Below are 24,463 nucleotides of genomic sequence, written 5' to 3'. Positions count from 1 at the left end.
AAGAGCATTAATCAACCCGATTGATCAATAAGAGTCAGTGGTCATGCAACGAATTCCTTGTGTGCTTATGCGCGGCGGTACGTCCAAGGGGCCAGTATTTCTCGCCTGGGACCTGCCTGATGCGATCGAACAGCGTGATGAGCTGCTGCTCAACCTGATGGGCTCCGGCCATGAGCTGGAAATTGACGGCATTGGCGGTGGGAGCCCGCAAACCAGCAAGGTCGCCATCGTCAGCCCATCGCTGCACCCGGACGCGGATGTCGACTATTTGTTCGTGCAGGTCATGGTTTCCCAGCGCCGAGTCGATACCGCACCCAATTGCGGCAATATGCTTTGCGCCGTTGGCCCGTTTGCGGTCGAGCAGGGGCTGGTCAAGGCGTCTAAAGGCCTGACGCGTGTGCGTATTCGCAACCTCAACACGGGGACGTTTGTGAACGCAGACGTACACACTCCCGAGGGGACCGTCAGCTACGAAGGCGACACCGCCATTGATGGCGTGCCGGGGACTGCCGCTCCCGTGCAACTGACCTTCCTGGATGCCGCGGGCAGCAAAACCGGTAAGCTGTTCCCGACGGGGCAGACTCAGGACCTGATCGACGGTGTCCCGATGACCTGCATCGACATGGCGATGCCGATGATGATCATCGAGGCTGGCCAATTGGGTAAACGTGGGGACGAAAGCCCTGCTGAACTGGATGCCGACAAAGCCTTCCTGGGGCGCCTGGAGTCTCTGCGGCTGCAGGCCGGCCTGGCCATGGGGTTGGGCGACGTCAGTGATAAAGTGATCCCCAAGCCCGTACTGGTGTCGCCGGCCAAGGCGGGCGGCACCCTTCAGGTGCGCTATTTCATGCCGCACAACTGTCACCGGGCACTGGCGATTACCGGCTCTATCGGCTTGGCCACCGCGTGCGTCAGTGAAGGCAGCGTGATTGCTCAATTGCTTGGCGGGGTGAGCGAACCGCGCTTGAAACACGTTCGAATTGAACATCCCAGTGGCGCAATAGACGTTGTACTGTCCTACACCGGGGCTCAGGGTGAGACAATTCGCGCTTCGGTAGTGCGAACATCGCGCAGGCTGTTCTCCGGTTATGTCTACGCCGCGGCTTCCCAACGACTTGCCGGATAACGTCCTTTAGTCATTGTCGTTTCTGCATCAGCACAATTCTAAAAATGGGTGATGCCATGAAGTTTGTAAAATCGCTCTACGTCCAGATTCTCTTCGCCGTGCTGTTGGGCGTGCTGGTCGGGCATTTCTGGTCACAACAGGCCATAGCCTTGAAGCCGCTGGGTGATGCCTTCATCAAGCTGATCAAGATGATGATCGCTCCCGTGGTGTTCTGCACCATCGTCACCGGTATCGCCGGCATGAGCGACAAGCGCTCCCTCGGGCGTTTGTTGAGCAAGACCCTGTTGCTGTTCCTGGGCCTGACCGTGATCAGCCTGATCATCGGCCTGGTGGCGGTCTATCTGTTCAAGCCCGGTGTGGGCATGAACATCGACCCTACCCAATTGAGCACCAAGGGGCTGTCGCACTACACCGATTCTGCGGCGAAGCTGGGCGTGGTCGAGTTTTTCATGCACATCATCCCCGACACGTTCATCGGTGCTTTCAATAAAGGTGAGGTGCTGCCGGTTCTATTCATTGCGGTGCTGTGCGGGTTTGCGCTTTCGGCCATTGGCGAGCGCGGCAAGCCGCTACTGGATGTACTGGAGTCCGCTTCGCACATGGTCTTCAAGATCTTCTCCTACCTGATGCGCTTCGCGCCGATCGGTGCCTTTGGTGCGTTGGCGTTCACGGTCGGGCAGTACGGCATTACCTCGTTGGGCTCGTTGGCCAAGCTGATCATGACGCTGTACATCGCCTGCGCATTCTTCGTGTTTGTGGTGCTGGGGAGTATTTGCCGCGCGCATGGCTTCAGTCTGTGGAAGTTGCTGCGCTACTTGCGCGAAGAATTCCTGGTGGTCCTCGGCACGTCGTCCACCGAGCCGGTAATGCCGCGGATGTTGGAAAAACTCCAGGCCCTGGGTTGCAACAAAGGCGTGGTCGGGCTGGTGCTGCCCACGGGTTACTCGTTCAACCTCGACGGTACGGCGATCTACCTCTCGCTGGCGGCGGTGTTCATTGCCCAGGCCTGCAACATCGACCTGAGCCTGACCCAGACCGTGACCATGCTGGCAATCATGCTGCTGTCCTCGAAAGGCGCCGCCGGTGTCACCGGCTCCGGTTTTGTCGCACTGGCGTCAACGTTGACGGTCATTCACGACATTCCCTTGGCCGGCCTTGCCCTGCTGATCGGTATCGACCGCTTCATGTCGGAAGCCCGGGCCTTGACCAGCCTGGCCAGTAATGCGGTGGCGACTGTGGTGATGTCCCTCTCGGAAAATGCCTGCGATCGCGAAGTACTGATGCGGACGCTGGACGGCAAACCTTCCCCCATTGCCATCTCGGCCCAGGCCCAGAACCCGGACTGGGATGGTGTGACGGTCACGGACCGCGTCTGACCGGTCGCGGCTGCGCCCAGACACCTTAAACACCTCAAATAAACACTCCCCGCCAGGCACAACTGGCGGGCGCGGAGTCGTGCGCCTGTGCATCGGCCCCGTTACTTATAAGAACAAGAGAACTGACTTATGCTCGCATTGCTTGGCTTGGCCATGGTGGTGGTTTTCACCTTCCTGATAATGACTAAACGGCTGTCGCCGATTGTCGCCCTGACGCTGGTTCCGATTGTGTTTGCTGTGATTGGCGGCTTCGGCGGCACTACCGGCAAGATGATGCTCGACGGCTTGAAAATGGTCGCACCGTCGGCCGCGCTCCTGCTGTTTGCGATCCTGTTTTTCGGCTTGATGATCGACGCCGGCCTGTTTGACCCGCTGATTCGCAAGATCCTCAAGCGCGTCAACGGCGACCCGATGAAAATCGCTGTCGGCACCGCGTTGCTTTCGCTGGTGGTGGCATTGGACGGTGACGGCACCACCACCTACATGATCACCTGCGCGGCCATGCTTCCGCTGTATAAGCGCATCGGCATGAACCCGATGATTCTGGCGACCATTTCCATGCTTTCGCTGAGCATCATGAGCGGCATGACCCCCTGGGGAGGGCCCGCGACCCGCGCGATTGCGGCACTGGGCCTGGATGCCGGGGCCTACTTCGTACCCTTGCTGCCGACCATGATCGGCGGCGCGATGTGGGTGGTGTTCACCGCGTTCCTGCTGGGCCGCGCCGAGCGCAAGCGCATCGGTAACATTCAACTGGAGAGCGGCGGCGGTAACTGCTACATCAACGCAATACTCGAGGACACGCCGCACAAGCGCCCGAAACTGGCCTACGTCAACCTGCTGCTGGTCATCGCGGTGATGGTCGCGCTGGTGATGGGGATCATGCATTCCGCGATCCTGTTCCTGATCGGGTTCGTCCTGGCGCTGATGATCAACTATCCGCAACTGGACATTCAGAAGGAACGCATCCTTGCCCATTCGGGCAACGCCATGACGGTCGTATTGTTGGTGTTTGCCGCGGGCATCTTTGCCGGGATTTTCTCTGGCACGAAGATGGTCGATTCTCTCGCGCAGACACTGGTTGACTGGATTCCGCCGTCCTGGGGGCACCTGTTCCCGCTGGTCGTGGCCGTTACCAGCATGCCGCTGACGTTCGTCCTGTCCAACGATGCCTACTACTTCGGCGTGGTGCCTATCCTGGCCAACGCCGCCGCGGCCTACGGCATTGATCCGCTGGAGATCGCCCGCGCATCGATTCTGGGGCAACCGGTGCATCTGATGAGCCCGTTGGTCGCCTCGACCCTGTTGTTGGTCGGGATGGTCGATCGCGACATCGGCGATTTCCAGAAAGCCACCGTCAAGTGGGCCGTGCTCACCTCATTGGTCATCACGGTGCTGGCTTTGTTGACCGGGGCGATCAGTCTCTTCACCTGATTCAACCCAACCTCCTGTTTTTCACCGACGCGCCTCACCCGCGAGGCGCGCGATTTCCTGCACGCCAAATAACAACAATGAGTAGTTTGCTATGAACACTGTACATACCCAACGGGTGCTGTTTTCACTGCTTGGTTTGTTGCCGCTGGCCAGTGCCAGCGCCGAAGGATTTATCGATGACAGCAAGCTCAAGCTGCAATTGCGCAACGTCTATTTCAATGAAAACTTTCGCGACGAGCATGGCTTGAGTGCCCGATCGGCCAGGACCGCCAAGAGCGAACGCACCGAATGGGCCCAGGGATTCCTGCTGGATTACCAGTCGGGATTCACCCCAGGCACCGTTGGGTTTGGGGTGGATGCCCTGGGCCTGCTCGGGGTCAAGCTCGACTCTGGACGTGGCCGCAGCGGTACAGGCTTGTTGCCGGTTCACGCTGACGGGCGTGCGGCCGACGAGTTCGCCAGCCTGGGCATGACCGCCAAGGCCCGACTGGCCAAGACCACGCTCAAATACGGGACCTTGCTGCCCAAGACACCGGTACTGATCTACAACGATGCGCGTCTGATGCCGCAAACCTACCAAGGCGCACAGATCAACAGCCTCGACATCGAGAACCTCAGCCTCACCGGGGGCCACCTCGATCGATTCAAGCTGCGTGACTCCACCGACAGCATGCCGATTGTGCCCGACGGCTATAGCGGCGCTGAATCCGGGGACTTCAGTTATGCCGGCGGAGAATACAAGCTGGGGAAAAACCTTCGCTTGAGTTACTTCTACGGCGAACTGGAGAACTTCTACCGGCAGCATTTTGCCGGCATCCAGCACGATCTACCCTTGGGCGGCGGCGTGCTGACCAGTGATTTGCGCTACTTCAACAGTGTCGATAGCGGCTCTGCCTACGGCGGCAAGATCGATAACAACATGCTCAGTGGGCAACTGTCCTACGCCATTTCCGGGCATACCTTCGGTGGCGGGTATCAGACCCTCAGCGGGGATGCCGGGTTGCCATACATCAGTGGCGCGACCGTCTATTCGTTCAGCAACGCCGGTATCGGTAAGTTTATCGAAGAGGACGAGAAGACCTGGATGCTCAACTACGGCTTCAACTTCGCCGCCCTGGGTGTCCCTGGCCTGACCTTTTCCACGCGTTACCTGAGCGGTAACGACGGTAAGTCCAACACCACGGTCAAGGAATGGGAACGCGATGCCGAACTGGCCTATGTGGTGCAGCAAGGCACCTTCAAAGGCCTGGGAGTGAAGCTGCGCAATTACGTCTACCGCTCGGATTTCTCCCGTGGTCGTGACAGTAATCGGATCTACTTCACCTACGACATCGCGCTCTGGTGATCCACTGCTCGCGGCCACGCGACATTCGCGGGCCGCTTTTGCATCGGCGGCTTCATAGGATCGGGGTGAAGGAATCAAATAATGTCGTTCAAAACCAAAATACTGTTGCTGACCTTATTGCCGGTGCTGTTGTTTGCGCTGGTTTTAGGGTTGAGCGCGCGCAGCACGTTGCAGGCCCAGGCCGAGCAGGAAGTCGCACAGACCCGTGAGCGGCTGCTCGAGGAAAGCCGCACCCGACTCAAGGATTACGCGAGCATCGCTCAGACGTCCATCACCGAACTGTATGAGCGGGCGGCTGCCGGGGACCTTTCCGGCCGAGCCTTGGCAATCAGCCGACTGTCCAACGTGAAGTATGGCGATGACGGGTATTTCATCGGCTATGACAGTCAGGTCGTGCGCCTGTTTCGCGGTGACAGCAGCGAAGGCGTCGGCACCAACATGAGTGATCGCAAAGACATCAACGGGAAGTACCTGAACCGCGAGATGGTCGAAGCGGCCAAAAACAAAACGCACTTCGTTACCTATTCGGGTGGGGTCGTCAACACCGATAAGGTGGTGCCCAAGCTCGCTTACAGTTTCTATTTGCCCAAGTGGGACATGGTTGTCGTCACCGCGGTCAATCTGGACAGCATTGAAACCCAGGTCGCCAACGTGCGGGCCGATGTCGAGCTGCGCATACACCACTTGATGCTCAGCATTGCGCTTATCGCTGCCGCGCTGATCGGCATCATCGGGGCACTCGCGCTTCTGCTGGTCAAGCGCAGCTTACGACCCTTGACCTTGATCCGCGCTCACCTCGATGAAATCGCCGCGGGCGAAGGGGATCTGACGCGGCGGCTGCCGCTTGTGAGTCGCGACGAACTGGGGCAACTGGCCGGTTCGTTCAATGCCTTTATCGAAAAGATTCACAGCCTGGTCAGCCAGATCGTCGCGATGAGCGAACAGTTGACCGGGTCTGTCAGCCATGTGGCCGAGCAGAGCCGGCAGATTGACCGGGCCATGGATCGGCAGCGCCTGGAAACCGACCAAGTGGCCGCGGCGATAAACCAGATGTCATCGGCGGCGCAGGAAGTCTCGGCCAGCGCGCACAATGCGGCAAACGCAGCGGTCGAGACCGACAGGCAGTCCCGTCACGCCAGGCAGATCGTCAACGGCAGTATTGCGCGCATTCAGGCACTGACGGTCGAGCTGGATGAGAGTGGCCTGTCGATGCAGAATCTGCAAAACGACGTGACGTCTATCGTCACCGTGCTGGACGTCATTCGCTCGATTGCCGAACAGACCAACCTTTTAGCCCTCAATGCGGCCATCGAAGCCGCGCGTGCCGGTGCGGCCGGGCGCGGGTTTGCCGTGGTTGCCGATGAAGTGAGGGCGTTAGCCAGTCGCACTCAGCGCAGTACCCAGGAAATCCAAGCGATGGTCGAGCGTCTGGAGAGCGCTACCGGCGGGGTGGTCACGGCCATGCACCAATCTACCGAAGCCGCCCAGGGCGCTAATGCCGAGGCCGACCAGGCGGGTGAGTTTCTGGGCAACACGGTCGAGCTGATCGCCACGATCAATGCAATGAACGCGCAAATCGCAAGTGCCGCGGAGGAGCAAACCGCGGTGGCTGAAGAGATCAACCGCGGAGTGCATCAGATCGCACGCGCCATCGACGCGGTTGCCAACCAGACGCAGCAGGGCGTCCAGACCGTCGACGAGTTGTATGCGATCGGCAGCCGCCTGCAAGGCTTGCTGGGGCAATTCAAAATCTGAGGCTGCCCTGCAGGGATACCGCGCTTATCAGGCGTTGACCGTCACCGCGTTTTGCTTGCGATACAAGATCGTCGTCGCCGTGAACCCGCATAACGCCGCAAACATCAGCCAGTAGGCCGGTGATGCCTTATCGCCGGTTACTTGCACCAAAAGGGTGGATACGGCGGGTGTAAAGCCGCCAAACACTGCAGTCGCCAAGCTGAACGCCAGGGAGAACCCGACGACCCTGACGTTCTGCGGCATCACCTCAGTCAGCGCGGCAACCATTGCGCCGTTGTAAATGCCAAAGAAGAACGAGAAGTACAGCAGCACGCTGAGAAGTCGTTCGAAGCTGGCCGCGGCGGCCAGCCAATGCATGGCGGGGTAAGCGGTGCATAGGCACAACAAAGAGATCGCCAGCAATAACGGGCGCCGGCCGATACGGTCGGAGAGTGTGCCGCCGATGGGCAACCAAATGAAGTTGCTCAGGCCGACGAAGAGCGTGACCACCAGGCTGTCGGTGGTGCTCAGGTTCAGTACCGAACGGCCGAAAGTCGGGGTGTAGACGGTGATCAGGTAGAACGTGGTGGTGGTCATCGACGCCAACAGACCGCCAGCCAGTACCGTGCGCCAGTTGTCGCGCATTGAGCGGAACACTTCATTGGCCGTTGGGTGATGCTTGCGTGCTTTGAACGCCTCGGTTTCCTGCAACGAACGGCGAATGATGAAGATGAACGGGATGATCACGCAGCCGATAAAGAACGGGATGCGCCAGCCCCAGGCAGCTACCTCGGCGGCTGCCATGGACGCGTTGATCGTGTAACCCAGCGCTGCCGCAAGAATGATCGCCACTTGTTGGCTGGCCGATTGCCAACTGGTGTAGAACCCGCAGCGGCCCGGCGTGGCGATTTCAGCCAGGTACACCGAAACGCCCCCCATCTCCGCCCCGGCGGAGAAGCCCTGCAACAGTCGTCCCATCAACACCAATACCGGTGCTGCCACTCCGATGCTGGCGTAGCCGGGCACGAGTGCAATCAATACCGTCCCGGCCGCCATGATCGACAGCGTTACGATCAGGCCCTTGCGCCGTCCCACCTTGTCGATGTACGCCCCCAGCACGATAGCGCCCAGCGGACGCATCAGGAACCCGGAGCCGAATACGGCGAAGGTCATCATCAGCGAAGCGAACTCGCTAGTGGCAGGAAAGAACGTCTGGGAGATGTAGGTCGCGTAGAACCCGAACAGAAAGAAGTCGAACTGTTCGAGAAAGTTGCCGCTGGTGACCCGCAGGATGGCGCCCAGTTTTGAACCCTTGGACGGGGTGTTTTGTGTTGTTGTTTTCATTATGGCTACCGTGGTGATCAATCTTGTTTTTGGAATGACGGTCTTGACGATCAGTCGCTTGCGGCGTTGGTGGGGTTGGGTTGACGTTTTTCGATGGAGTACTTGAGCAGCGCGGCGCTGCGGAAGATGCCGTGGGCGAATTTGCTGTAGGGCATGGTCAGGAAAAAAGCCATGACCAAACCGAGATGGATCGCCAGCAACAGGCCCAGGGCCATGCTTTCGCGAAACGCCAGGAGTGCCAGGCCGCTGGCGCTGACGAGAAACAGCAGCGCGATGAAGCCGCGATCCATGGGTTTCTGCTGTTCATCGCCGTGTTCGGCGTTGCGCCGCAGGTTCAACCACAAGAGCCCCGCCGGGCCGACCAGCAACCCGAACCCGCCGACGATGCCGAGCATCACCGGCACGCTCAAGACGGGGTAGGGCGCCGACCAGCCCAGCAGGAAATGGTAGAGCGTGGCCACGCCGGTGGCGGCGAAGCACAGCATGAAGCCGTAGAAGGTGAAGTGATGGAAGCGCCGCCGCCACAAGGTGAATCGATCATCGGCGTTATTGCAGCCCTCGCCGTGGCCACCATCCAGGTACTTGAGCGTGGCCACATTGGCGCTCGCTTCCAGGGCCGCCGACGTTGTTTGCTCGCGGGAGGCCTCGACCGGCGAGACATTGCGCCAAAAGCGCCGCACGCCGATCGCCAACGCAAGCACCGCGAAACCAAACACTGCGCCGAACATCAGCGCCAGCGTGTTATGCGGGAAGATCCCGTAGAAATTCCCCCCGGGCATTGCCGTGAACAGATTGCCCATCATCATCAACGTCAGGCAGAGGAACAGCGCCAGCCCCGCGCCGGATGCCAGCGCCAGGGTCAGCCCGTTGCGCCGGTATAACGTGCCCATCGCTTGCGGCCAGGCGTACTCGGCATACGTGTCGAGGCGGACTTTGGCCATGGCCTTGGGCACATTGATCGCAAATTCATGCGGTGCGGCGTACTGGCAAGCATGCAGGCACGCGCCGCAGTTATGGCAAAGGTTCGCCAGGTAATGGATGTCCGCCTGAGAAAATTCCAGGCGTCGGGTCATGGCCGGGAATACCGCGCAGAAGCCCTCGCAATAACGGCAGGCATTGCAGACCGTCATTTGTCGCTGGACTTCGCTTTCATCAAGGTTGAGGACGGGAATCAGCGTGCCCGGCGCCTTGGGATCAAACAGCTGCATGTTGCGGCTCCTGGGATGAACGGGTGATGAAACCGGCCGCGGCGGCGGCTTGCACGCCGGCAATGCGACCGAATGCGGTGCCGATGGCCATGCCGATGCCGGCGGTGTAGCCCTTGCCCAATACGTTGCCAGCCATCATTTCTCCGGCAACGAACAGGTTCGGGCTCGCCTGGCCGTTGAAGCGAACGGCGGCGGTAGCGTCGGTGGCGAGGCCTAAATAGGTGAAGGTCACGCCCGGCTTGAGCGGGTAGGCGCAGAAGGGGGGCTTGACCAATGGGCGGGCCCAATGGGTTTTGGCGGGCGTCAAACCTTCGGTGCGGCAATCGTCCAGGGCGGTGTGGTCGAACGTACCGACGCGGCAGGCCGCGTTGTAGGCCTGGATGGTGCTGACAAATGGCGCCACCGGGAGCTTCAGCTGGCGCGCCAGGTCTTCCAGCGAGTTGGCTTTGGTGCCCGGAAACACCGGCGGCATGAACCGACCGGTGGCCTGTTGGTCGATGATCGAATAGGCCTGTTGACCGGGCTGCCCCGCGACCAGGCGCCCCCAGATCGCATAGCGCTTGGGCCAGAAATCCTCGCCCTCGTCATAGAAGCGCTCGCCGTCGCGATTGACCACCACGCCCAGCGATACACAATCGATACGCGTGCAGATGCCGCCGTCATACAACGGTGCGCGGGCGTCGATGGCCACCATGTGCGCCTGGGTCGGGTCGCCGATAAAATCGGCGCCCAGTTGCTGCATGCGCCGCAGCAGTACGCCGGTATTGAAGCGTGTGCCGCGAATCAGAAAGTTGTCCGAAGGCCACTCGCCGCGCTCGTTTTGCCCCCACGCTTCACGCAGCCATTCGCGGTTGGATTCGAACCCGCCCGCCGCCAGCACGCACGTCCTGGCCTGGATACGTTCGGCGGGCAGACGTTGCCCTTCGGCATCGCGCGCGCTCAGGTGGGCCGCGACAAATGTTCCCCCGTTCAATTCGATGTCGGTCACTTGCGCGTTGTAGCGGATGTTCACGCCCAACCGCTCGGCGCTGCGGTAATACGCATTCACCAACGCCTTGCCGCCGCCCATGAAAAACGCGTTGGTGCGCGCGACATGCAGCGCGCCGGATAACGACGGCTGAAAATGCACGCCATGGGCGCGCATCCAGTCACGGCAGTTCGATGAGGCGCGGATGACCAGACGAGCGAGCTTCTCGTTGGTCATCCCGCCGGTGACTTTCAGCAGATCCTGCCAATACTCCTCTTCGGGGTAGGCCTCGACCAATACATCCTGGGGCGCGTCGTGCATGCAGCGCAGGTTGCGGGTGTGTTGCGAGTTGCCGCCGCGCCAGGCTTTGGGCGCGCCTTCAAGCAACATCACGCTGGCGCCGGCCTCTCGGGCCATTAACGCCGCGCACAAGGCGGCATTGCCGCCGCCAATGACTAATACGTCGATCATCATCACTCCTCGATCGCGAGGAGGCGTGAACGAAGGGCTCCTCGCGAGTGGCGAGACCTTAGGGCAGCGAGCGTTGGGTCGAAAGGCGCGTTAGCGGTTGGGGTGTTTAGTTTTCGTAAAGGCTTTGCGGGTTGCCGCTGGCCCTGAAGCGCGGGCGAGGGCGGCTGGAGATCAGGGCGTGACGTCTTCGATCCACGAGGCGCCCGGCCATTGATGATCGATCACCAACTGCCGCGCCACATCGGTGATGACCAGCCGCGCCGCGAGTGCCGCGGGCGCCAGCTCATCATCCGGCAGTGTCGCCAACAGGTTTCGCCGGCCGACATGAGCATCGGCGATTTCCACCACCGAAAGCCCCGACTCGCCTTTGAGCGCCACCGCCGCGCCGGGCTGGATGGTGGCCGCGTGGCCGGCGCGTACAGCGTTCATCAACACGGCCAGGCCATCCACCTCCATGATGATGTTGGGCGTCAACCCCGACCGCTCGAACGCCGCCATCAGCGTTGAGCGCAAACCGTGTTGCGCACTCGGCATCACCAGTGGCAGTTGCCCCAGGTCCGCCATTTGCACAGAGCTTCCTTGCGGGGCATCCGGCAAGTGCGGCGAGCAGATGACAAACAGTTTCTCGTCAAGCAGCGGCGTCACGCTCCAGCGCTTGCCCCCTTCAAGTTGAAACAAAATGGCCAGATCGATCTGCCGGGCATTGAGTTGCGTGGCCAGATGCCCGGACAGCATCTCGATCAGGTGCAACTGAATATCCGGATACCGCGCGCGCATCGCATTGATCAAGGGCAGGGCAAGCACCGTGGCCGTGGTGGGCGGCAAGCCCACGGTGACATACCCGCTCATCCTTCCACGGTGTGCCGCCAGGATCGCATTCTCGGCTTGCCTCAAGCACAACTGCGCATGGTGCAGGAACGCCATGCCGGCCGGGGTCGGTGTGACGCCGGTGGTCGTGCGGTTCAGCAGGCGGGTCGAGAGTTCGCTTTCGAGTTTGGCGATCTGCTGGCTCAGCGCCGACACGCCCACGTCCAGCTCAAGGGCTGCGCGGCCCAGGCTGCCGTGTTCGACAATGTTGACGAAATAGCGCAGTTGTCTTAATTCCACGCGTTACTGCTCCACTTCAAATGAGTACCTGCCTGTGTAACGGTGGGTCGGGGAACGTCAGCCACCACGCACCGAGCGGGCGAGGCGGCGCGTGGTCAGCCTGAGAGGTAACGCGTCGGCAGTCAACTTCCGGCGTTGGGTTCGCTGCTGGCCGGCGTTGTTGGCGTGCGCCAATTCATAACATGCGGCGCAGCACGTCGCTACGAGGGTCTTTGTCGTAGAAGCGGTGCTTGAGCGCACCGGCGATGTGCAACAGGATCAGCCCGAGCAAGGTATACGCAAGTACCTTGTGCAGCCACTGGAAGACGACGAACCAGTCGTCATTTTTCGCCAGCAGCTCCGGCAGGTTGATCCCGAAAAAGAACACCCCGTCGCTCATCGTGTAGGTGCTCGACATCGAGTAACCCATCAGCGGCACGATCACGAGCAGCGCATACATCACGCGTTGCGCCAGTCTCGACACAAACCGCTCATGCTTCGCCAGCGTTCCCGGCGGCTGTGGCAGCCTGGGGCTGTGCAACCGCAGGGCGATCTGAACCAGCACCACCAGGAACGTCAGCACCCCGAAGGACTTGTGCCAGGGGTAATAGAGCTCGAACTTGCTTGCCACTTCGTCAGGCATGCCGGTCATATGCCAGCCGGCCCAGAGCAGGCCGGCGACGAGTGCGGCGCGCAGCCAATGCAACATGCGCAGGGACGTCGGATACCGATCGGTGCTCTGTTCGTCAGTCGGGTTCATCGTGGTCTCTCCATGGGTATCAAAGGCCTCAGCGGCGGCGGGGCGATCAGGCCCGGTTTTTTTCAGGTGGGCAGCAGCACGGTGATGACCTTCTCCTCGGTGTAGGCCATCGCGCCGCCGAAACCGCCCTCGCGTCCGATGCCACTGGTCTTGACACCGCCCCAGGGCAGGTTGGCATCCAGCGGGCTCCAGCAGTTGACACCCACGGCGCCGACCTTCACCGCCGCAGCCACGCGATGCGCGCGCGCCAGGTCGGTGGTCCACACCGTGGCGGCCAGGCCGTAGGTGGAATCGTTGGCCAGTGCGACAGCCTCGTCTTCGCTGTCGAACGTGATCACGGTGCCGACGGGGCCGAAGATTTCGTCGCGGGCGATCGCCATCTCGTTGTTGGCGTTGGCGAAGATCGTCGGCCGCACAAACCAGCCGCGCTCAGGCGTCGAAACGCCACCGGCCAGCAGAGAAGCGCCTTGTTCGATGCCCAGTTGGATGTAGCGGTTGACGCGATCGAATTGCGCTTTCTTGGCCACCGGGCCCATCTGTACGCCGGGTTCGCGCGGATCGCCGACCTTGACCGCTCGCGCCGCCTCGGCCAGCGCTGCGGCGAAACGCTCGGCAATGCCGCGCTGCACCAAAATGCGCGAGCCGGCGGCACAGACCTGGCCCTGGTTGGCGAACAACCCGAGGGCACAACCGCGCAGCGCGTCGTCAAAGGGCGCGTCGTCGAAGACGATCTGCGGGCTCTTGCCGCCCAGCTCCAATGCCACGTGCTTGAACAACACGCCCGCGGTACGCTGGATCTCGCGTCCCGCCTCGGGGCTGCCGGTGAAACTGATCTTGGCGACGTGCGGGTGTTCGCACAGCGCACGGCCCACCTCGGCGCCGTAGCCGGTGACCACGTTGATCACGCCATCGGGGAAACCCGCTTCCTGAGCCAGCGCGGCCAGGTGCAGGGCGGACTGCGGCGTTTCTTCCGAAGGCTTGATGACCACGGTGCAGCCGGCGGCGAGCAACGCCGCGAGTTTCCAGACGGTGATCATCAGCGGCGAGTTCCAGGGCACGATCGCACCGACTACGCCCACCGGCTCGCGGACTGTGTACGAGAGCGTCTTGGTGCCGAAGTAGCCGCCAGTGGGAATGGTGCGCCCCTCCAACTGGTTGGCCCAGCCGGCGGCGGCACGCAGGTTGGCGACCGCGTTGGGGACGTCCAGCCGGCGCGGTTCGAGCGGCGAACGGCCGATGGCGTCGGCGTCCAGGTCGGCCAGCACGTCGGTGTCACGCTCTACCAGGTCTGCCAGTTTCACCAGCAGCCGCCCGCGCTGGGCGCCATCGAGCTGGCGCCAGGCGCCATGTTCGAGTTGGCGCTGCGCGGCGGCCACGGCGCGGTCCACGTCTTCGGCCGTGCCGCGTGCGCAACTGCCGTACACCTGTTCTGTCACGGGGTTGACCAGGGCAATGCGCCGGCCGTCGGAGGCTTCGACGCCAGTGCCGGCGATGAAGTGATTCAAATGTTCAGTCATGTTTGAGGCCTAAGTGATGGAGGACCGGTGTGAACCGCTCAAGCCTTGAAGGAGGCCAGTGCCTCGCGGGGCATCCGCGCAGTGCAAGGATTCAGGTATGCCGATCATCCCTATGGCGCGCCGCTTGCCGTTAGCCCGAATTGGCACTTGAGACGGCTGCCGTGAGCGCGCCGCCCCGCGAATTGAGGCGTGCACAAAGGAATGTGCAGGTTTTGCGCTATGTGCGAATATCGCCGGGAAGAATGCTCAAAAAAAAAGAATATTGGCAGAGGCTTTCGGCACCATGAAAAACCCGCTCATCAGCCACTTTCAAGATATCCATGTGCATGCGGCCACCATCGAGGAATGGAGCCAGGACTACAGTCAATTAACCGCGGGTTCGGCTGAGAGTTCGCTCATGCAACTGTCGACTGCCGGTTGCCATGTGTTTCGCGAGCAGATTAACCAGCGCGTCGTGCAACACGGCGCGGCGCCGCGAGGCAAGATGTGTTTTGCCGTGCCGATCACCGTGCCGGGTTCGGTTCGGATGCAAGGGCGGGAGGTGGACGACAGCAGCCTGTTCTTCCTTCACGGTGGCGAGGAGTTCATGTTCCATATGCCGATGGGCATGGAGTTGTTGTCCATCACGTTCGAGCGTGAATTGTTCGAGCAGGCACTGGCGCAAACGGCGTCGGCGAAGGAGGTCGGCCAGTTGCTGCGTCAGCCGGTGATCAGCGTGTCCACGCAGCGCGTTGCCGGCGCTCGTCGGCGCTTGCTGGCGATGTTCTCCCAGGCCCTGATGCACGAAGCGCTCGACAGCACGCGAGATCGCGAGCGGGAGCAGGCGTTGGAACAGGCCATGCTTGGCGAACTGCTGCAACTCTTGACCGACCCGGCCTGTGACAAGCAGCAACGCAGCCCAAGTTCCACGGGCAGTTTCATCGTCGAGAAATGCCACCGTCTGGCGACGGCGCAGTTGAACAGCGTGCCCAGCGTGAACGACTTGTGCCAGCGCCTGCAAGTCAGTCGGCGCACCGTGCAGAACAGCTTTCGCGCGGTCGCCGAGACCACGCCCCTGAACTACCTGCGCTCCGTGAGGCTCAACGGTGTGCGCCGGACCTTGATGTCCACCCGCGCGTCGGAGCTATCGATCGGCGATATTGCTGCCCAATGGGGCTTCTATCACCTCAGCCATTTCGCCGCGGAGTACCACGCGCTGTTCGCCGAGTTACCGTCGCACACCGCACGTGCCGCCATCGCCGTCTGCGCGCGGGCCTGACGATCCAGTTGTTACGGTGCTGCCGATCTGCTCACGGATAGTGCATGGACTGTCCTCTTTAGTAGCACATCGTCTGGACAGGATCGGATGGGCGACTGCGAAGTATCCGACGACTACATCTAAATCAATCACTTAAGTCGACAGGCCAGAACCTGGCACGCCTCGTGCATTTTTGAATTTATGGATAATTGGATACAAAAATGCAAAGGTACCGCCGAATGCAATTTGCCCCCGCTTACGTTGACCGTCAGCCCCTGACTGCCGAGGAAGAGGCCTACAACTTCCTGCTCAATGCCATTTGCGGCGGCCGCTACCGCAAGGGCGACCGCCTGATTGCCGAAGACATCGCCAGTGAAATCGGTATGAGCCGCATGCCGGTGCGCGAAGCGTTCCGCCGCCTGGATGCCCAGGGCCTGGTGACCTTGCGCCCCAACCGCGGCGCCATCGTCGGCGGCCTGGATATCGATGAGCTGCACGAAGTCTTCGAGATGCGCAGCGCCCTCGAAGGCCTGGCGGTGCGTGTTGCGGTCGGTCGTATCGGCGAGCGCCAACTGGCGGCCCTGGAGCGCTTGCTGGACGAAATGGACGACTACCGCGACGAAAGCGCCGTGTGGGTCAGCCGGCACCGCGCGTTCCATGAATACCTGTGCAGCCTCAGCGGCCGGCCGCGGCTGATGAAGCAGATTTCGGCGTTGTACTCACTGGTCGAGGCGCCCATGCGCTTGTGGTTGCAACACGGTGAGAAACCCCTCAGCGCGCGCCAGGAACACGCGGTGATCCTCGACGCCATCCGTGCCGGTGACGCGGCGCGCGCCGAAGCCGTGGTGCGCGAGCACATCGAAGGCACCGTGCCGGCGCTGATTCAATTCCTGCAATCGGAACAATAGAAGCGGGCCCAAGCCCGCCTGTGTGTTGACGTTGAGTCCTGCCCCCGTTATTCAACGAACTGGAGTGTCTGGTCATGCATAAACGCCGCGCCTTGCTGGTGGCTCTCTCTCTCGGCCTCTGTACCCCATGGGCCTTCGCTGCGCCCCAGGTGCCGGAGCGTTTGCAGAAAGTCGATAAGCTCATCTACTGCTCGGGGATGGATTCACCGCCCCTGGTGTCCTTCGACGAAACCCAGAAACCGCGTGGGCTCACCGTCGACCTCGGCGTGGAAATCGCCAAGCGCCTGGGCGACAAACAGGTGCAGTGGCGGGTGATTCCGTTCTCCGGGCTGGTGCCGGCGTTGCTCGCCCAGCAGTGCGACATGATTGTCGATCAACTGTTCGACAAGCCCGAACGGCGACAGGTGATCGACATCGTCAACTACATGTATTCCAGCCAGTCGGTGGTGGTGCCCAAGGGCAACCCCAAGGGCATCAAGACCCTGGATGACCTGTCCGCGCACAAAGTGGCGGTGCTCAACGGTTCCACCATCAAGACCCTGTTGGACACCCAGAACGACAGCCTGACCAAGGCCGGCAAGCCACCGATGAAGCTGGTGGTCTACAACACCGACACCGACGCGTTCCAGGCCCTGCGCATCAGCCAGGTCGACGCCTACGGCACCACCGTGGAAACCGCCGGTTACTACGCGGCCATGGCCCCGGACCTGTTCCAGGAAGGCGTGCCAGCGTTCAGTCGCATCCTCACCGGCCTGGGCATGCGCAAGGACGACCCGCAACTGACCGCCGCCGTGCAGCAGATCATCAGCGACATGCGCAGCGATGGCAGCTATGTGCGGTTGCTGGACAAATGGCATGTCAGCAGCGACACACTCGACTGAGGCAAACCTGCGATGAATTTCAATTGGGATGTGTTCTGGCAGTACCTGCTGCAGCCCAGCGGGGTGTACCTCACCGGGCTCTGGTTGACCTGCCTGATCAGCGTGCTGGCGATGCTGCTCGGCTGCGTGCTGGGGCTGGCGGCGGCGCTGCTGCGCTTGTCGAAGAACCCGCTGTTGCACCTGCCGGTGCGCTTTTATGTGTGGTTGATGCGCGGCACGCCGTTGCTGGTGCAGATCGTGTTTCTGTACACCGCATTGGCGGCGGGCGGGATTTTCCGCTTCGAGGACATCGAGCTGTTCGGCCTGATCGTGCCCGGCAATATCCAGGCGGCCATCATCGCCCTGGGCCTCAACGAAGGCGCGTATATGGCCGAGATCATCCGTGCCGGTATCGGCGCGGTGGACAAGGGCCAATACGAAGCCGGGCGTTCCCTGGGCATGGGCTTCGCCAAGCTGATGCGGCGCATTGTGCTGCCCCAGGCCTTCCGGGTGATCGTGCCGCCGCTGGGCAACGAGTTCAACGTGATGCTCAAGAACACCACCCTGGTCAGCGTGATCGGTGTGCAGGAGCTGCTGCTCAGTACGCAGATGATCACCTCGGCGACCTTCCGCGTATTTGAGCTGTACCTGGTGGTCGCCCTCTACTTCTTGACGCTGACGACACTGTGGGGCTTTTTCCAACGCTGGCTGGAGACGCGCTTCAGCCAGTCCGACCGGCCCACCGCGCCGCCGACGGCGTCCAGCCGCCTGTTCGGGCGCAGCACCCTGAAACTGCTGAGGGGACGTTAACCATGGCGCACCAAAGTGAAGAACTGATCATCGAAGCGCTGGATATCCATAAGTCGTTCGGTACATTGCCGATTCTCAAGGGCATCTCGCTGCAAGTACGCCGTGGTGAGGTAGTGGTGCTGATCGGCGCCTCCGGCTCCGGCAAGACCACCTTTATCCGCTGCATCAACCTGCTGGAAGACATCCAGGGCGGACGCATCCGCGTCAACGGTCGCGCCATGGGTTATCGCGAGCGCAGCGACGGCAGCCTGGTGCGCGATTCAGAGCGCAACATCGCCCGTCAGCGCCGCGACATCGGCATGGTGTTCCAGCGTTTCAACCTGTTCCCGCACATGACCGCGCTGGAAAACATCATCGAAGCGCCGATCCAGGTGCTCGGCACGCCGCGTGCGCAAGCGCTGGAACAGGCCCGTGGCCTGCTGGCGCGGGTCGGCCTGGCGGACAAGGCCAGCCATTACCCATCGATGCTCTCCGGCGGCCAGCAGCAACGGGTGGCGATCGCCCGCGCGCTGGCGATGAAGCCCCAGGCGATGCTGTTCGACGAACCCACCAGCGCCCTCGACCCGGAAACCGTCGGCGAAGTGCTGCAGGTGATGAAAGAACTGGCCGAGGAGGGCATGACCATGGTGGTGGTCACCCATGAGATGGGCTTCGCCCGTGAAGTGGCCGACCGCGTGGTGGTGCTCGACCAGGGCGAACTGATCGAGCAGGGCCCGCCGGAACAGATCTTCAGCCACCCCAGCCATCCGCGTACCCGAGCCTTTCTCAGCCGCGTGTTATGACTTTTTTTGAAGAGCCTTTGCCATGTTGAAATTTTCTGCTCACGAGTACCCTTATCCGTCGCAACGCCAAAGCGTCTTCGCCCGTCGCGGCATGGTCGCGGCGTCCCAACCGCTGGCCGCCCAGGCCGGGATCGAGATCATGCAAAAGGGCGGCAATGCCATCGATGCCGCGATCGCCACGGCGGCGGCGCTCACCGTGGTGGAACCCACCGGCTGCGGCCTGGGCGGCGATGCCTTTGCCCTGGTGTGGTGCAAGGGCCAGTTGCACGGCCTGAACGGCAACGGCCACGCGCCGGCCGCCTTGACGATCGAGGCGGTCAAGGCGGCGGGCCATGAGCGGATGCCGCTGTACGGCTGGACACCGGTCACCGTGCCCGGTTGTCCATCGGCCTGGGCGGAGCTGTCGCAACGCTTCGGCAAGTTGCCCTTTGCCGAACTGCTGCAACCGGCGATCAGCCTGGCGCGTGACGGTTTCCCCGTGTCGCCGGTGGTCGCCCATCAATGGCAGATCGCCCTGAATGAATTCAGCCCCCATCGCGACGCGGTGCTGGACGCCTGGTTCGACACGTTCCTGATCGACGGGCGCGCACCACAGGCCGGGCAGATCTTCCGCAACCCGGCCCAGGCCCACACGCTGGAAGAACTCGCCGCGACCCGCTGCGAAAGCCTCTATCGCGGCGCCTTGGCCGAGCGCCTTGACGCGCACTCCCGCGCCAGCGGCGGCTACCTGCGCGCCAGCGACCTCAAGGATTACCGCGCGCAGTGGGTGGCGCCGATCCACATCAATTATCGCGGCGTGGACGTCTGGGAAATTCCGCCGAGCGGGCAGGGGCTGGTGGCGTTGATGACGCTGAAGATCCTTGAAGGCTTCAGCTTCGATCACCGCGACAGCCAACAGACCTGGCACCGTCAGTTGGAAGCGATGAAGCTCGCCTACAGCGACGGCCTGCACTACATCACCGACCCCCAGCATATGCGTGTGGCGGTGGCCGATCTGCTGAGCGACGCCTACAGCACGCGCCGCCGCAGCCAGATCGGTGAACAGGCGCAGCCGCCCAAGCCCGGCGACCCCCACGCCAGCGGCACGGTATACCTGGCCACGGCGGACGCCGAAGGCAATATGGTTTCGTTCATCCAGAGTAACTACCACGGCTTCGGCTCCGGCGTGGTGCTGCCCGACAGCGGCATCGCCCTGCAGAATCGCGGGCAGGAATTCAGCCTCGATCCGGCCCACGCCAACTGCCTGGCCGCGGGCAAGAAAACCTTCCACACCATCATCCCGGGCTTTCTCACCAAGGACGGCCAGGCTCTCGGACCGTTCGGCGTGATGGGCGGCTACATGCAGCCCCAGGGCCATGTGCAGATGGTGATGAACCTGGTGGACTTCGGCCTCAACCCCCAGGCGGCCCTGGACGCACCGCGCTGGCAATGGCTGGGCGACATGAAGGTCGGCATCGAGCACGGCGCTTCGCGGGACTTGGTCAATGCACTGGCGCGGCGCGGGCATAAGGTGCAGACCGACAGCGACCTGACCGACTACGGGCGTGGGCAGATCATTCTGCGCGACCCGGTCAGCGGCGTGCTGTGCGGGGGGACCGAGCCGCGGACGGATTCGCATATCGCCGTGTGGTGAGCCGCTGATCGAGCCCAAGGGCGCGGTTTCACTGCGCCTGCCGGCTCAGCTTGACCAGCAGCGCGGCCATCAACAGCAGTACCGCCATCGTCACCAGCACGACCACGAAGCCTGCATCAAACGCCGCACGGGCGAACGCCGTCAGCATGGCGGCGCCCTCGGGTGACAAGGTCTCGGCGATTTTCAGCGCGTCGTCGAGGCTCTCGAATGTCATGGGGTTTCGGCTCAGCCATGACGGGATCATCAAGCCTGTCGAGTACGCGTAGATCGCTGACAAGAGGCTGCCTGCCAGTGTCACGCCCACCGCACCGCCCAGTTCGAACGAGACTTCCTCAAGGGAGGCGGCCATGCCGGCCTTGTCGGCGGGCACGCTGAGCATGATGGTGCTCGACGCTGCGGTCAGTGCCGCCCCCATGGTCAGGCCCAGCAGCGCCAGGCTGACGATTTGCAGCGGCACTGCGGCGTTGTACAGCGACACATAGGCCAGCATCGCGGCGGCTGACAGCAGCAATGTCCAGAACAGCATGCGTTGGTTGCCCAGGCGCGGCAGGTAGTAGCCGGCAAGCGGGCCGGCGACGAAGGAACCCAGTGGCAGCGGCAGGATGAACAGCGCCGCGTCCAGTGGCGACAGGCCCAGCACCAGCTGCAGGCGCTGGCTGAACACCAGTTCCATGCCAATCAAGGCGGCGGCGGACACGAGCGCTGCAATCACGGCATTTCTGAATCCGGGCGTGCTGAACAACGACAGATCGAGCATCGGTTGCGTCGCTCGGCGTTGGCGCCGAATGAACAGCGTGAGGCAGAGCGCACCGAGTACGACCGCCACCAGCATGGCGTCGAAGGAGGGCAGGCGTTTGCCGAGTTCCTTGACGGCATACGCCATGCTGATCAACCCGATCATCACCTGCAGCGAACCCAGCCAATCCCAACGTCGTTCGGGGTTTCCCGGGTGGTCGGGGATCAACAGCACGCCGACGAGCAACGCCAGCAGCACAATCGGCACGTTGATCAGAAACACCGAGCCCCACCAGAAATGCTCCAGCAACAAGCCACCCACCACCGGCCCGAACGCCGCGCCCCCCGAGGCCACCGAGGCCCAGATCCCGAACGCCATGGCCTGTTCGCGCTCGTCGGTGAACGTCAACCGGACCAGGGCCAATGTGGCGGGCATCATCATCGCTGCGCCGACCGCCAGGAACCCCCGCGCGCCGATCAATACGCTGGCCGAAGGCGAGAAGGCTGCGATCAGCGAGCACAGCCCAAATACACTCAACCCCCCGATAAATAGCCGTTTATGCCCCAGGCGGTCGCCGAGCGTGCCCATGCCCAGCAACAGCCCGGCGGCGATCAGCGCATAGATATTGATGATCCACAGTTTCTGCGACGCCGTCGCACCGAGCTCGCGCGTCAGTGTCGGCAACGCGGTGTACAGCACGGTCATGTCAATCACGATGAGCAGCAATGCGCTGGAAATAATGGCCAGGATCAACCAGCGTCGCGAAGCGGTCATGGGCAGGGCTCGATGGGTAAGGTGTCGAAGGCCGGCCACTGTAGCTCAGTTGCGCTGCATTGCCCCTCACACACGGAAATGGCCCACCAGGTTCTGCTGATGGTTGGCCATTTCATGCAGTGAGTCACTGGCCCTGGAGGCCTCGTTCATGCGCGTGGTGAGTGTTTCGCTGATGCCACGGATGTCACTGACACGCTGGCTGATATCGTCCACGACGGTGCTTTGTTCCAGGGCGGCGCTGGCGATCTGTTGGTTCATCTGCTCGATCACGTCCACGGCCTGGGAGATGTTCTGCAGCGCCGCACGCGTCTGTTGCACCTGGATCACGCTGCTGCCGGCTTGTTCGCGACTCAGTTGAGTGCTGTGTACCACCTCCTGGCTCAGCTGTTGCAACCTCTCGATCACGTTGCGCACCTGTTCGACCGAGCTCTGGGTGTTGCTGGCCAGGTGCCTGACTTCATCGGCTACCACCGCAAAACCGCGCCCTTGTTCGCCCGCTCTGGCCGCTTCGATGGCTGCATTCAAGGCCAGTAGGTTGGTCTGTTGAGCGAGGGTGCAGATCACGTCCAGCACCTGGCTGATCTGGCTGCTGCTGTCGGCGAGGGCGTGTACCTGCTTGAGTGTGGCGTCCAGGCGCTGGTCGAGGTGTTCGATGTTGTGTACGGCGCTGGCGAAGACGGCCTGACCGGAGCGGCTCGCGCTTTCCGCGGCGCTCGCGGCGTCGGCGGCAGAGTGCGAGTGGCGCGCCACTTCCTGGGCACTGGCGCTCATTTCATGCAGCGCGGTGGCAGCCAGTTCCACTTCACGGTACTGGCGCTGCATGCCTGCGCTGACCTCCCGGGCAATGCCCGAGGACGCGTCGGCACTGGTGCGCGTGTCCCGCGAGGCGGATTGGATGTCGCGGATGATCGGCTGCAATTTGTCCAGGAAACGGTTGAAACCGTTGCTCAGTGCGCCCAGCTCATCGTGGCGAGCCACCGGCAGGCGTTGGGTGAGATCACCGTCGCCGTCGACAATCGCATCAAGCAGGCTGGCCACCTTCAGCAGCGGGCGCGTCACGCCGTAGGCCGCCAGCCAGATCAGCAGCATGCCCAGGCAACTGGCGAGCAAACCGAGGCCCAGGTTGAGCCAATTGGCCTGACGGCGTTGGGCATCCAATTCGCTCTGCATCTGCCGAACGGGGGCCTGCGCCACGGCTTGCGGGACCTTCAGCTGCAACGTCCACGGTGGGCTGCCCGCTACGGTCTGGACTGCCTGGCTGATGTCGATGCTGGCGCCCGAGACCTCGCCACTGCGCCCGGCCACCTGGCCCGAGTTCGCGACTATGCTGACTGCGCTGGCGCCCTGATACAGATCCTGGCGCAGGTTGGCCGCGAGTTTCTGCAGGGTATCGAGGCCGATGTCCATGCCGACCACGCCGATCGTCGTGCCGTTGGCGATCAGTGGAATCGAAATTCTGCTCATCAGGACTTTGCGGCCCTCCACCTCGCTTTCATAGGGCGCCACCACACAGGTGCGGCCCTGGGCCTGCGGGCAGACGTACCAGGCGTTTTCCGGCTCACTGCCCGCCGGCGCATGGTTGGCGGTGATTTGCGGCTCAGTGAGTACTTCCTGGACCAATTGCCCCGGTTGGCTCTGCGACCAATACAGCGCGAACCGGCCTGTTTCGTTGCCTGCCAACGCACGTTGCGCGGTGAACTGCGCGTCGGCACCTGCCAGCGCATCGGGCAGCAACACCACGTACAGGCCGAGCACTTTGTCGCGCTTGAGCAGTGTCTGGCGAGTAATGTTCACCAGTGTCTCGCGCAGTTGTGTCGCCGAGAGGCGGCCATTGAGGGTTTGTTCGCGCAGTTGCAGGACCTGTTGCGCGAAGCCTTCGCCATACAGCGCCGTCTCATTGAAAAACCGCGCAACATGCTGACCGTGGGCAACCGCCTGGGCCTGCAAGTGCTCCGTGGCCGCTTGCGCCAGCAACTGAGTGCTGCGTGCCTTGAGCAGTTCTGCACTTTGTTGATTCTGGTACAGCGAGGCGCCGGTCAATGCGGCGACAACGGCCAGCAGGCACAGCCCGCTCAGGAGTGTGATGCGCCATTGAATAGTCAGGTGAGCAAAAGGCATGGCTGGGGGTTCCTGCGCGTGAGGGCTCTATGGGCTGTAATAGCCTGGTGGGCGCCGTCGTTTCTTATTGTTGCTAGCCGACATCCGGGCATAGCACGGCGACCCTAGAGTGCAGGGATGAACATCCGGGGGGTTATCCCAAATCGGCGGGGAACGGTGCTGGACGCTGAACTGTTTTGGGGCGGTGCAGGCGATGCTACCGATTTGGGATAGCGAGGGGTTTGTAGGGGGGCATAG

General features: G+C 62.2%; 19 protein-coding genes and 1 pseudogene. 11 read left to right on the top strand and 9 right to left on the bottom strand.

Features of this window, described 5'->3' with window-relative positions:
* Positions 1–43 precede the first annotated feature (43 nt).
* The 5 genes from NR164_RS09575 (at position 44) to NR164_RS09555 (ending at position 7,036) form a co-directional block, all read left to right on the top strand.
* Entirely contained in the window at positions 44–1,126 is a 1,083-nt protein-coding gene (locus tag NR164_RS09575; protein WP_046384115.1) for a 4-oxalomesaconate tautomerase, read from the top strand.
* 44 nt (positions 1,127–1,170) lie between these two features.
* Entirely contained in the window at positions 1,171–2,502 is a 1,332-nt protein-coding gene (gene dctA, locus NR164_RS09570; RefSeq protein WP_046384114.1) for a C4-dicarboxylate transporter DctA, read from the top strand.
* Between the two features lie 129 nt (positions 2,503–2,631).
* Positions 2,632–3,936: a CitMHS family transporter gene (locus NR164_RS09565; protein WP_046384113.1), complete on the top strand. Its 1,305-nt coding sequence runs from the start codon at positions 2,632–2,634 to the stop codon at positions 3,934–3,936.
* A gap of 91 nt (positions 3,937–4,027) precedes the next feature.
* Positions 4,028–5,281, top strand: coding sequence for an OprD family porin (locus tag NR164_RS09560; RefSeq protein WP_046384112.1), 1,254 nt, complete (start codon positions 4,028–4,030; stop codon positions 5,279–5,281).
* Positions 5,282–5,362: 81 nt separating this feature from the next.
* Positions 5,363–7,036 (top strand): methyl-accepting chemotaxis protein, encoded by a 1,674-nt coding sequence (locus NR164_RS09555; RefSeq protein WP_256822676.1) that lies wholly within the window; start codon positions 5,363–5,365, stop codon positions 7,034–7,036.
* Positions 7,037–7,063: 27 nt separating this feature from the next.
* Here the strand turns inward: NR164_RS09555 and NR164_RS09550 are convergent, their stop codons facing one another.
* From NR164_RS09550 to NR164_RS09525, 6 genes are all read right to left on the bottom strand, one after another.
* Entirely contained in the window at positions 7,064–8,359 is a 1,296-nt protein-coding gene (locus tag NR164_RS09550) for an MFS transporter (protein ID WP_104903574.1), read from the bottom strand.
* A 50-nt stretch (positions 8,360–8,409) separates the two neighbouring features.
* Positions 8,410–9,567, bottom strand: a complete 1,158-nt coding sequence (gene tcuB, locus NR164_RS09545; protein WP_102618917.1) for a tricarballylate utilization 4Fe-4S protein TcuB — start codon at positions 9,565–9,567, stop codon at positions 8,410–8,412.
* On the bottom strand, positions 9,554–11,005 hold the full coding sequence (tcuA, locus tag NR164_RS09540; protein ID WP_256822675.1) for an FAD-dependent tricarballylate dehydrogenase TcuA: 1,452 nt from the start codon (positions 11,003–11,005) through the stop codon (positions 9,554–9,556). The genes tcuB and tcuA overlap by 14 nt, the downstream gene beginning before the upstream one ends.
* A 171-nt stretch (positions 11,006–11,176) precedes the next feature.
* Positions 11,177–12,112 (bottom strand): LysR family transcriptional regulator, encoded by a 936-nt coding sequence (locus NR164_RS09535; protein WP_256822674.1) that lies wholly within the window; start codon positions 12,110–12,112, stop codon positions 11,177–11,179.
* Between the two features lie 175 nt (positions 12,113–12,287).
* Complete coding sequence (locus NR164_RS09530; RefSeq protein ID WP_046384104.1) at positions 12,288–12,851, bottom strand: cytochrome b; 564 nt, start codon at positions 12,849–12,851, stop codon at positions 12,288–12,290.
* A gap of 62 nt (positions 12,852–12,913) precedes the next feature.
* A complete protein-coding gene (locus NR164_RS09525; protein WP_057004871.1) occupies positions 12,914–14,368 on the bottom strand; it encodes an aldehyde dehydrogenase in 1,455 nt (484 codons plus the stop codon).
* Positions 14,369–14,651: 283 nt separating this feature from the next.
* Here NR164_RS09525 and NR164_RS09520 point away from each other — a divergent pair, with 283 nt between their 5' ends.
* The 6 genes from NR164_RS09520 (at position 14,652) to NR164_RS09495 (ending at position 20,598) form a co-directional block, all read left to right on the top strand.
* On the top strand, positions 14,652–15,626 hold the full coding sequence (locus tag NR164_RS09520; protein ID WP_046483267.1) for a helix-turn-helix domain-containing protein: 975 nt from the start codon (positions 14,652–14,654) through the stop codon (positions 15,624–15,626).
* Between the two features lie 218 nt (positions 15,627–15,844).
* Positions 15,845–16,513 carry a GntR family transcriptional regulator gene (locus tag NR164_RS09515; RefSeq protein ID WP_046384101.1) on the top strand — a complete coding sequence of 223 codons (669 nt, stop codon included), beginning with the start codon at positions 15,845–15,847 and terminating at the stop codon, positions 16,511–16,513.
* Positions 16,514–16,587: 74 nt separating this feature from the next.
* Positions 16,588–17,394, top strand: a complete 807-nt coding sequence (locus tag NR164_RS09510) for an ABC transporter substrate-binding protein (RefSeq protein WP_046384100.1) — start codon at positions 16,588–16,590, stop codon at positions 17,392–17,394.
* Positions 17,395–17,406: 12 nt separating this feature from the next.
* A complete protein-coding gene (locus NR164_RS09505) occupies positions 17,407–18,183 on the top strand; it encodes an amino acid ABC transporter permease (protein WP_046384099.1) in 777 nt (258 codons plus the stop codon).
* Positions 18,184–18,185: 2 nt separating this feature from the next.
* Positions 18,186–18,965: an amino acid ABC transporter ATP-binding protein gene (locus NR164_RS09500; RefSeq protein WP_046384098.1), complete on the top strand. Its 780-nt coding sequence runs from the start codon at positions 18,186–18,188 to the stop codon at positions 18,963–18,965.
* A 22-nt stretch (positions 18,966–18,987) separates the two neighbouring features.
* Positions 18,988–20,598 carry a gamma-glutamyltransferase family protein gene (locus NR164_RS09495; protein WP_046384097.1) on the top strand — a complete coding sequence of 537 codons (1,611 nt, stop codon included), beginning with the start codon at positions 18,988–18,990 and terminating at the stop codon, positions 20,596–20,598.
* Positions 20,599–20,626: 28 nt separating this feature from the next.
* On the opposite strand, the gene NR164_RS09490 is transcribed toward NR164_RS09495, so the two are convergent.
* The 3 genes and pseudogenes from NR164_RS09490 to NR164_RS30540 all read right to left on the bottom strand — a co-directional run.
* Entirely contained in the window at positions 20,627–22,108 is a 1,482-nt protein-coding gene (locus tag NR164_RS09490; RefSeq protein WP_256822673.1) for an MFS transporter, read from the bottom strand.
* Positions 22,109–22,174: 66 nt separating this feature from the next.
* Entirely contained in the window at positions 22,175–22,930 is a 756-nt protein-coding gene (locus NR164_RS30545) for a methyl-accepting chemotaxis protein (RefSeq protein WP_370737511.1), read from the bottom strand.
* 102 nt (positions 22,931–23,032) lie between these two features.
* Positions 23,033–24,226, bottom strand: a pseudogene (locus NR164_RS30540) (HAMP domain-containing protein); the annotation flags it as partial.
* Positions 24,227–24,463 lie beyond the last annotated feature (237 nt).

Origin of the sequence: Pseudomonas sp. Pse79, from assembly GCF_024519615.1 — a bacterium.
Lineage (GTDB): Bacteria > Pseudomonadota > Gammaproteobacteria > Pseudomonadales > Pseudomonadaceae > Aquipseudomonas > Aquipseudomonas veronii.
The sequence above is the reverse complement of the archived record's forward strand: the minus strand, read 5'-3'. Positions and strand labels throughout refer to the sequence as shown.

Coding starts and splice junctions, on each gene's coding strand:
- NR164_RS09575 (WP_046384115.1), top strand. CDS start 44: ATGCAACGAATTCCTTGTGTGCTTATGCGCGGCGGTACGTCCAAGGGG.
- dctA (WP_046384114.1), top strand. CDS start 1,171: ATGGGTGATGCCATGAAGTTTGTAAAATCGCTCTACGTCCAGATTCTC.
- NR164_RS09565 (WP_046384113.1), top strand. CDS start 2,632: ATGCTCGCATTGCTTGGCTTGGCCATGGTGGTGGTTTTCACCTTCCTG.
- NR164_RS09560 (WP_046384112.1), top strand. CDS start 4,028: ATGAACACTGTACATACCCAACGGGTGCTGTTTTCACTGCTTGGTTTG.
- NR164_RS09555 (WP_256822676.1), top strand. CDS start 5,363: ATGTCGTTCAAAACCAAAATACTGTTGCTGACCTTATTGCCGGTGCTG.
- NR164_RS09550 (WP_104903574.1), bottom strand. CDS start 8,359: ATGAAAACAACAACACAAAACACCCCGTCCAAGGGTTCAAAACTGGGC.
- tcuB (WP_102618917.1), bottom strand. CDS start 9,567: ATGCAGCTGTTTGATCCCAAGGCGCCGGGCACGCTGATTCCCGTCCTC.
- tcuA (WP_256822675.1), bottom strand. CDS start 11,005: ATGATCGACGTATTAGTCATTGGCGGCGGCAATGCCGCCTTGTGCGCG.
- NR164_RS09530 (WP_046384104.1), bottom strand. CDS start 12,851: ATGAACCCGACTGACGAACAGAGCACCGATCGGTATCCGACGTCCCTG.
- NR164_RS09525 (WP_057004871.1), bottom strand. CDS start 14,368: ATGACTGAACATTTGAATCACTTCATCGCCGGCACTGGCGTCGAAGCC.
- NR164_RS09520 (WP_046483267.1), top strand. CDS start 14,652: ATGAAAAACCCGCTCATCAGCCACTTTCAAGATATCCATGTGCATGCG.
- NR164_RS09515 (WP_046384101.1), top strand. CDS start 15,845: ATGCAATTTGCCCCCGCTTACGTTGACCGTCAGCCCCTGACTGCCGAG.
- NR164_RS09510 (WP_046384100.1), top strand. CDS start 16,588: ATGCATAAACGCCGCGCCTTGCTGGTGGCTCTCTCTCTCGGCCTCTGT.
- NR164_RS09505 (WP_046384099.1), top strand. CDS start 17,407: ATGAATTTCAATTGGGATGTGTTCTGGCAGTACCTGCTGCAGCCCAGC.
- NR164_RS09500 (WP_046384098.1), top strand. CDS start 18,186: ATGGCGCACCAAAGTGAAGAACTGATCATCGAAGCGCTGGATATCCAT.
- NR164_RS09495 (WP_046384097.1), top strand. CDS start 18,988: ATGTTGAAATTTTCTGCTCACGAGTACCCTTATCCGTCGCAACGCCAA.
- NR164_RS09490 (WP_256822673.1), bottom strand. CDS start 22,108: ATGACCGCTTCGCGACGCTGGTTGATCCTGGCCATTATTTCCAGCGCA.
- NR164_RS30545 (WP_370737511.1), bottom strand. CDS start 22,930: ATGCAGCGCCAGTACCGTGAAGTGGAACTGGCTGCCACCGCGCTGCAT.